Annotated in this window: 7 protein-coding genes; 3 read left to right on the forward strand and 4 right to left on the reverse strand. The window is 70.3% G+C overall.

The genetic code is table 11. The annotated features are described in order from the left end of the window. The first annotated feature begins 142 nt into the window (after window positions 1–142). Window positions 143–1,357, forward strand: a complete 1,215-nt coding sequence (locus tag GV015_RS16835; RefSeq protein ID WP_159879504.1) for a DUF222 domain-containing protein — start codon at window positions 143–145, stop codon at window positions 1,355–1,357. Window positions 1,358–2,257: 900 nt separating this feature from the next. Here the strand turns inward: GV015_RS16835 and GV015_RS16840 are convergent. Beyond that, entirely contained in the window at window positions 2,258–3,751 is a 1,494-nt protein-coding gene (locus tag GV015_RS16840; protein ID WP_159879506.1) for a mannitol dehydrogenase family protein, read from the reverse strand. An 85-nt stretch (window positions 3,752–3,836) separates the two neighbouring features. After that, window positions 3,837–4,529: a nucleoside/nucleotide kinase family protein gene (locus GV015_RS16845; protein WP_159879508.1), complete on the reverse strand. Its 693-nt coding sequence runs from the start codon at window positions 4,527–4,529 to the stop codon at window positions 3,837–3,839. Window positions 4,530–4,750: 221 nt separating this feature from the next. On the opposite strand from GV015_RS16845, the gene GV015_RS16850 reads away from it, so the two are divergent. Together GV015_RS16850 and GV015_RS16855 are read left to right on the forward strand one after the other, a co-directional pair. Then, on the forward strand, window positions 4,751–5,479 hold the full coding sequence (locus GV015_RS16850; protein WP_064296395.1) for an SDR family oxidoreductase: 729 nt from the start codon (window positions 4,751–4,753) through the stop codon (window positions 5,477–5,479). 36 nt (window positions 5,480–5,515) lie between these two features. Further along, the gene (locus tag GV015_RS16855; protein ID WP_159879509.1) at window positions 5,516–6,499 is read left to right on the forward strand and encodes a LacI family DNA-binding transcriptional regulator; all 984 of its coding nucleotides are present in this window, start codon (window positions 5,516–5,518) and stop codon (window positions 6,497–6,499) included. Window positions 6,500–6,509: 10 nt separating this feature from the next. Here GV015_RS16855 and GV015_RS16860 read toward each other — a convergent pair whose 3' ends face one another. Together GV015_RS16860 and GV015_RS16865 are read right to left on the reverse strand one after the other, a co-directional pair. Then, the gene (locus GV015_RS16860) at window positions 6,510–7,451 is read right to left on the reverse strand and encodes a linear amide C-N hydrolase (protein ID WP_079706976.1); all 942 of its coding nucleotides are present in this window, start codon (window positions 7,449–7,451) and stop codon (window positions 6,510–6,512) included. A 39-nt stretch (window positions 7,452–7,490) separates the two neighbouring features. After that, window positions 7,491–8,042, reverse strand: a complete 552-nt coding sequence (locus tag GV015_RS16865; RefSeq protein ID WP_079706975.1) for a GIY-YIG nuclease family protein — start codon at window positions 8,040–8,042, stop codon at window positions 7,491–7,493. Window positions 8,043–8,071 lie beyond the last annotated feature (29 nt).

The raw sequence follows: 8,071 nt of genomic DNA on the forward strand, positions 1-8,071 counted from the left end.
CGGCTCGGCGACCGTGTCACGGCCGGTCCCTGAGCTTGTCGAAGGGCACCCCGAGCAAACATCAAGTGTCGGATAAAACTCCCAGATCAGGGACCGATTCGGTGCACGTTCGAATGTCAGTGGTCCGTGTTTGGATGGATCCATGACCAGCACCGCACCGAACCCGCTCGCCGCCGCCGCGGCCGGGTTCGATGCGGTCTGGCAGGGCGCGCTCGATGCGATCCGTCCGGGCTCCGGTGTCGCGGAGCAGCTCGAGAACATGAACGACGAGGCGGTCCTCCGGGTCCTGGACGAACTCGGTGCCGTGCAGCACGCGGTCGAGGTCCTCGCTGCCCGCGTCGTCGGCGCGATCGCGTTGCGCCCGTCGCCCACCCGCCGCGACGGCACGCTCGTGCGCGCCGCCGGTTACGCGAACCCGGGCGTCATGGTGTCCGAGCGGTGGCGGGTGGCGCGCGCCCGCGGCGCAGCGATCGCGGAGGTCGGTGCCGCGATCACCCAGCCGCGCGGGCTGCTCGGCGAGTTGGAGGAATGCCCGTTCCCAGCGGTCGCTGCCGCCCTCGAACCGGCACCCGGTTCCGACGCCACAACCGCCCCGGCCGACGGACCCAGCGGGTCATCCTCGTCGGCCACCACGGATGGTGACGCGTCGGCTGCCCTCGGCAGCCCTCCGGCACCCCTGAGCGTCGACGGTGCCGCGGTCATCGTCCGCGAGCTCCGCAACGCCAGCCGCATCTGCACCAAACCCGAACTCCAGGCGGCGTCGGTCATCGCCATCGAGCACGCTGCACACGCGCCCCTGCAGGACGTCACCCGCATCGCGAAACTCGTCCGCACCCGCCTCGACCAAGACGGCCGCGAACCCCGCGACGAACTCCTCCGCCGCGCCGAACGCTGCACCATCCACGAACTCCCCACCGGCATGACCCTCCTCCGCGCCGAACTCGCCCCCGAAAGCGCCGCCTTCATCCGCGCCGGCCTCGACGCCCTCATCGCCGCCACCCACCGCAAACCCCACTTCACCCACCCCGACACGGCCGACCCCGCCGACCAACCCGACGGGTCCGGGAACCCCATGCCCGACGGGCCGTCGCTCATCCCCACCGACCGGCGACGCGCCATCGCCCTCACCGAGACCTTCCGACACCTGGCCGGCTGCAGCAGCGCCGCCACCGAACTCACCCCCGTCACCGTCATCATCCGCGCCGACCACGACACCCTCGAAACCGGTCACCACCGCATCCACGACGACCACTGGACCATCACCATCCAAAACGGTGTCCCCTGGTTCATCCCACCCAGCCACATCGACCGCCACCAAACCCCCATCCGAGGCGGACGCCTCCACCTCGCCGCCTGAACCCGGGGCACCCCTCTGCCTGCACACCCGCCTGCCCTCCGACAAGCTCAGCGACCGCCACGGGAACCACCCTTCGACAAGCTCAGGGACCGACACGGGACCCCCCCTTCGACAAGCTCAGGGACCGAGACCGGAACCACCCTGCCTCGGACACGCCCAGCGACCGACGCCCTACTCGACAACCCAGCCACCCCGGTCCCTGAGCCTGTCGAAGGGCCCACGAACAGCCGTCATACCTGCCCTTCGACAAGCTCAGGGACCGACACGGGAACCACCCTGCCTCGTACACGCCCAGCGACCGACGCCCTACTCGACAACCCGGCCACCCCGGTCCCTGAGCCTGTCGAAGGGCCCACGAACAGCCGTCATACCTGCCCTTCGACAAGCTCAGGGACCGAGACGGGACACCATGACGTCTCGACACGCCCGCCGGCCGAACGCAGGCTCCGCATCCGGGGCGCCGTTCCCTGAGCCTGTCGAAGGGCCCACGAGGAACCGCCCCATTGCCCTTCGACAGGCTCAGGGACCGAGACGGGAACCACACTGCCTCGGACACGCCCAGCGACCGACGCCCTACTCGACAACCCGGCCACCCCGGTCCCTGAGCCTGTCGAAGGGCCCACGACGAACCGTCATACCTGCCCTTCGACAAGCTCAGGGACCGAGACGGGAACCACCATGCCTCGTACACGCTCAGCGACCGACGCCGTCCTCGACAACCCGGCCACCCCGGTCCCTGAGCCTGTCGAAGGGCACACGAACAGCCGTTGAACCTGCCCCTCGACAAGCTCAAGGACCGAGACGTGAACCACCAGCACTCGAGGACGGGAACGACGCAGCGACCGAGCGCCCCCTCAACCGGCCGAAGGGCCGTCAAGGCCCCGTCCGACCGCCGCAGGGTCACCCCGCGGCGACGACCTCTTCCACCGCCACCCGCGCACCGACGGCCGCCAGCCGCGCACGGGCCGCGATGAACGCCTCGCGCAGTCGCGCGTCCGATCCGAGGTCGCCGAACACGACCTCCAGGTCGAGGAACGCGCCGGGGCGCTCCGCCTCCTGCGCGACGGCTGCCTGCAACTCGGCCAACCGCCGGTCGACCGGGGCAAGCTCCCGCCCGTCGTCACCGACACCCTCGATGAACCGACTCCACGCTGCGAGGACGAGCGCCGAGCGCGCGATCCCGCCGCCGGTCCGCAACTGCTCACGGACCACCGGGAGCAGGAACTTCGGGATGCGCTCCGAGCCGTCGACGATCTGCCGCGCCAACGTGTCCTTGATCGCCTCACTGCCGAACCGGCGCATCAGCTCTGCACAGTACGCGTCGATGTCGATCCCCGGGACCGGCGCGAGCGTCGGCCTCGCCTCCTCGTGCATGTACCCGAGGAGGAACCGCGAGAACAGCTCGTCACGGCAGACGTCGTGCACGTACGTCTCCCCCGCCAGCAGCCCGAGGTAGCTCATCGCCTGGTGGGAAGCGTTCAACAACCGGAGCTTCATCAGCTCATACGGCTCGACGTCCTCCACGAGCTGCACGCCCACCTGATCGTACGGCGGACGGCCGTCCGAGAAGTCGTCCTCGAGCACCCACTGCTCGAACGACTCCGAGAGCACCGGCCAGCGGTCGTCGATCCCGAACCGCTCGGAGACGAACGCGCGCTGCTCGTCCGTCGTCGCCGGCGTGATGCGGTCCACCATCGAGTTCGGGAACCGCACCTCGGCGGCGATCCAGGCGGCGAGCGCCGGGTCGATGCGCTCGGCGAAGGCGAGGATCGCGGTCCGGGCGACGTGCCCGTTGCCCTGGATGTTGTCGCACGACATGACCGTGAACGGAACCGCACCGGCGTCGCGTCGGGCACGGAGGGCCGCCGTGATGAACCCGAGCGGGCTCTGCGGCAGCGCCCCCGCAGGCAGCCCGTCGAGGTCCGCGAGCGTCGCACCGTCGCTCGGCTCGAACGCCCCGGTCGCATCGTTCACCCCGTAGCCGCCCTCGGTGATCGTGAGCGACACGATCCGCGTCGACGGATCGCTCACCCGCGCGAGGACCGCTTCCGGATCGTCGGGAGCGAACAGGTACTCGACGATCGATCCGACGACGCGCGCCTCGACCTCGCCGTCCGGACTCGTCGTCACGAGCGTGTAGAGCCGGTCCTGAGCGCCGAGCGCGTCCCGCATGGCGGCGTCACCGGGCAGTGTGCCGACGCCGACGAGTCCCCAGGACGCGTGTTCGTCGCCGGGGAGCCCGAGCACGCGGTCGACGAACATCGCCCCGTGCGCACGATGGAAGGCGCCGACCCCGAAGTGGACGATGCCGGGTCGGATGGCCGAGCGGTCGTAGGCGGGGACGGCCACCTGCTCGTCGAGAGCGGTGAGGGCGGCGTCGGAGAGCTGGGTCATGTGGTGCCTTCTCGTCGGTGAGCGGGTTCCGGGTGGTGCAGGTCGAGGGTGGTGCAGGTCGAGCGTGCTGCGGCTGCAGGGTGGATCAGGTGCCGTGGGTGGATTCGGTCTCCACCGGCGTCGACGCGTCGAGCGTGACGATGCGGGTGGCACGCTGCTTGGTGGCGTCGACCAGGCGGGCATTCGGCTCGTCGACGCCGAGCACCCAGGCTTCGGCCTCGTCGAGCGGGTGGCCGTGACCGAGGCGTCGGGCGATGAGTCGGTCGCGGCGCACCTCGTCGTCCACGTCGACGTACCAGGACTCGTCGAGATGCGCGGTGACACCCTGCCAGCCGTGGTCGTCGAACAGGAGGTAGTTGCCCTCCGTGATCACCAGCGGCACCTCGGGGCGGACGAGGACGGCACTGCCGATCGACGCCTCGAGCGAGCGGTCGAACCGGGGTGCGTAAATCGGTGTGCCCGGAGAATCGGCGGTGCGTCCAGCACGCGCGAGGCGGGACAGCAGTGCGACGTAGCCGTCGACGTCGAAGGTGTCGGGCGCGCCCTTGCGGTCGCGTCGCCCGAGGCGGACGAGCTCGGCGTTGTCGAGGTGGAAGCCGTCCATCCCGACGATGACGGCCTGGTCGCCAAGCGCGGCGGCGAGCGCGTCGCTGACGGTCGACTTACCCGCACCGGGCGCACCGACGATCCCGAGGATCCGGCGGGACCCGGTGGCGGCGAGCGAACGGGCGTGATCGATGAGGCCGTCGAGGTCGGTCCCGATCGTGATGCCGCTCATCGTGATGCCTGACCTCTCCTGGGAGCCGACCGGTCGCGGACGCGCCGTCGCCCGACTCACGGTAGGTCCAGGGGATGCATGTGTCAACACCGGATGTCACCGGTGTCATGATCTGCTGGTGAAATCCATGTCACGGGTGACATGGTTGCCATTCCGTGGTTATGATGCTCCCGACCCGGTGCACCGACGCACGGGCCTCATCACGTCGATCGGACCACCTCATGACTGACTTCAACGGCCGCACCATCCTCGTCACGGGAGCGAGCGGCGGCATCGGCGGCGCGACCGTCCGCCACCTCGTGGCAGCGGGCGCGCAGGTGATCGCCTCCGGTCGCAACGTCGAGCACCTCGACGCCATCGCCGCCGAGACGGGCGCCGAACCGCTGCCCTTCGACCTCACCTCGGAGGACAGCATCCGCGACGCGATCGAGGGACGCGACATCTGGGGCGTCGTCAACTCCGGCGGTTGGGGCGGCGAGATCGCCTCCCCACAGGAGACCGACATCGACGTGTTCGACAAGGTCATCAGCATCAACGCACGCGGGTCGCTGCTCGTCACCAAGTACGCGTCCCGCGAGATGATCCGCCAAGAGCGCGGCGGGGCGATCGTCAACGTCTCGAGCCAGGCGAGCCTCGTCGCCCTCTCCGGCCACATCTCCTACGGCTCGTCGAAGGCCGCGCTCGACAACATCACGCGGGTCTCGGCCCTGGAACTCGGGAAGTACGGCATCCGGGTCAACGCCGTCAACCCGACGGTCGTGATGACGCCGATGTCCGCCTGGTATTGGGGCCGCCCCGACATCGAAGGTCCCTTCCTCGAGGCGATGCCGCTCGGCAAGTGGGCCACCGAGGACGACATCGCCGGCCCGATCACCTTCCTGCTGAGTGACGCCGCCGGCATGATCTCGGGCGTCTCGCTGCCGATCGACGGCGGCTACACCGCGCGCTGACCCGATCCGGCAGGACCGAACGGGAGGGACCCGAGCATGGCCACGATGCGCCAGATCGCCGCTGCCGCCGGCGTGAGCGCGAAGACGGTCTCGCGGGTCTTCAACGACGACCCGCACGTCCTCCCGGCGACCAGAGAACGGGTCGAGTCGATCATGCGGGAGCTCGACTACGTGCCGAACTCCCTCGCGACGGCGTTCCGCTCGGGCCGCCCGTCGGTCATCGGGGTCGCCGTCCCCGACATCGTCGACCCGTTCTTCGCCGAGATCGCGCGTGCGGTGGAGCGGACGGCGCGCGATCACGACATGTCGACGCTCGTGACGAGCCTCGGCGACGACCCGGACCGCGAGCGCGCGGTCCTCGAGCCGATGCTCCGGCGTCAGCTGGCCGGAGTGGTGCTCGCGCCGATCGGCGACGACCAGAGCTCGCTGAGTGCATGGGCGTCGCGGACGCCGTTCGTGTTCGTCGACCGCGCGCCAGGCGGGCTCGCTGCCGACGCCTTCACGCAGGACGACTTCGGCGGGGCGTTCGCGGCGACGACCCACCTCGTCGAGCACGGCCACAGCCGGATCGCCTTCGTCGGCGACGAGCTGGCCCTCCCGACGACCGCCGAGCGGCTGCGCGGGTACCGGGCGGCACTCACCGAAGCCGGGCTGCCCGCCGACGAGGAGCTCATCGCCCTCGGTGCGGCGACCCGCGAAGGGGCGGCGCGTGCGCTGGCGGCGATCGACTCGCAGGCGACTGCTCTCTTCTCGTCGAACGCCGTCTGCACGATGGCGTTGCTGCCCGCACTCGCCGAGCAACCGCTCCCACTGGTCGCGTTCGGTGACTTCCCGCTGGCCGAGCTCCTGCGACCCTCGGTGTCCGTGATCACGCAGGACCCGGAGGCCCTCGGCCGACTCGCTGCGGAACGGATCATCGACCGACTCGACCGCCCCGACGCGCGATACCGCCGGAGCACGGTCCTCCCGGTGCACCTCGTCGAGCGCGACTCCTGTCGGGTATCGCCTGCGGTGCTCTGAGCCTTCCCGGCTAGTAGCTCAACGTCGCCGGCGCGAGCTCCGCGGTCTGGTCGCCGACGCGGCTCGGGTCGCGCGGGTCGAGGCGACGGACCTCACCGACGTCCGCGAGTTCGTCGAGCTCGATCCAGAAGATGTTCGGACTCCGTGTCGAGCCGAAGTAGTAGACCAGGTTCGTGAGGTCGGCACCGGCCCGCCACCAGGTCGGGTACACGTCGCCCGTCGAGTACGGCGCGCCGTACGGCACCGACACGTTCGCGATCAGCTGGAACACGCCCGCCACCGCCTCGACGGTGTCCGCCGGCTCCGGCAGGTAGTGGAGGAAGTAGGAGGCGCGCACGAACCGGTCGACCGAGGTGATGTCGCCGGGAGGCGGCAGTTCGCCGCCGAACGGCCGGTAGCGGTCGCGGTTGGTGATCTGCTCGTCGAGGCTCGGCGAGTTGGCCATCACGGTGAACTCGCGGCCGTGGTGGACGACGAGCCGGCCGTCGATCGGCTCGATGATCGCGGAGTCACCCGAGGCGTCCTCGATCGCGATGTGGATCCCCATCTGCAGGCCGCGGAACATCGGGGACGTGATGCGGACGGTGTCGATGTCGGCGATCGCTTCGGCGACCGAGGCGTAGCTGTCGAGGAGGTACTGCACCCACAGCGCGTTCGAGACCGTCGGACGGCCGTCGGGCTCGGCGAACGTCACGTCCTCCGGGTCGAGGTAGAGCGCGTGTGCTCCGAGGCCCGCCGTGTTCAGGCCGTCGACGGTCCCCATCCCCCACATGCTCGTGACGACACTGCCGTACCGGGAGGTCCACCGGTGCGAGGTGGCGTCGCCCGTGCCACCTCGGTCGGTACCGCTCGGGACGAACCACAGCTCGGGTTCGTCGCTCTCCGACCAGTCCATGCAGCGGCTGACCGTCTTGGCGACCGCGTTGTCGTTCCAGAAGATTCGAGTGCACACGCGCTGAGCGTACCCCGCGCGTGGTGCCCACCGGAGGGGCTATCGCCCACGCAGCGCCGCGGCCTCGCTGAGCCAGCGGCTGTAGAGGTCCCAGGGGTCGACGTCGCGGGCGACCGAGGCGATGTGGGCGAGCAGTCGGGGTGACCCCGTGAACCATTCGGAGCGTTCGAGGCGCTCGCGGGCGAACTGTTCGTGACGCGCACGCTCGACGTGCCGGTCGCCGCGTTCGAGCGCGAGCAGTTCGTCATGCCAGATCGCGGCGAACCGCTGGCGAGGGTTCGTCGTGGTGCCGATCTTCACGCGGTCGCCGTGACGGAGGTAGTAGACGACGTCGATCCGCGGCCGGGCGAGGTCGTCGTCGGGCACGTCCCCCTGCCGCCACTCGCACGCGGCGCACAACCACGCGGACGGGTAGTGACGGCCGAGCCGCGAGCCGCACATGATGCACGGCGACGGCAGGGCGTCGACCACACCCCAGCGGCGCTCCGCCCAGTCGGCGGCGAGGGCCAGGTGATCCTCGCAGAGCGCGACGGGCGCGTCGACCGGTGCCGCGGCGTCGCACCCGGGTTGTACGCATCGTCTGTGGGGCATCCCCCGAGTGTCCCCCACCCCGCCGACAC

Origin of the sequence: Plantibacter sp. T3 (assembly GCF_902506515.1) — a bacterium.
Lineage (GTDB): Bacteria > Actinomycetota > Actinomycetes > Actinomycetales > Microbacteriaceae > Plantibacter > Plantibacter auratus.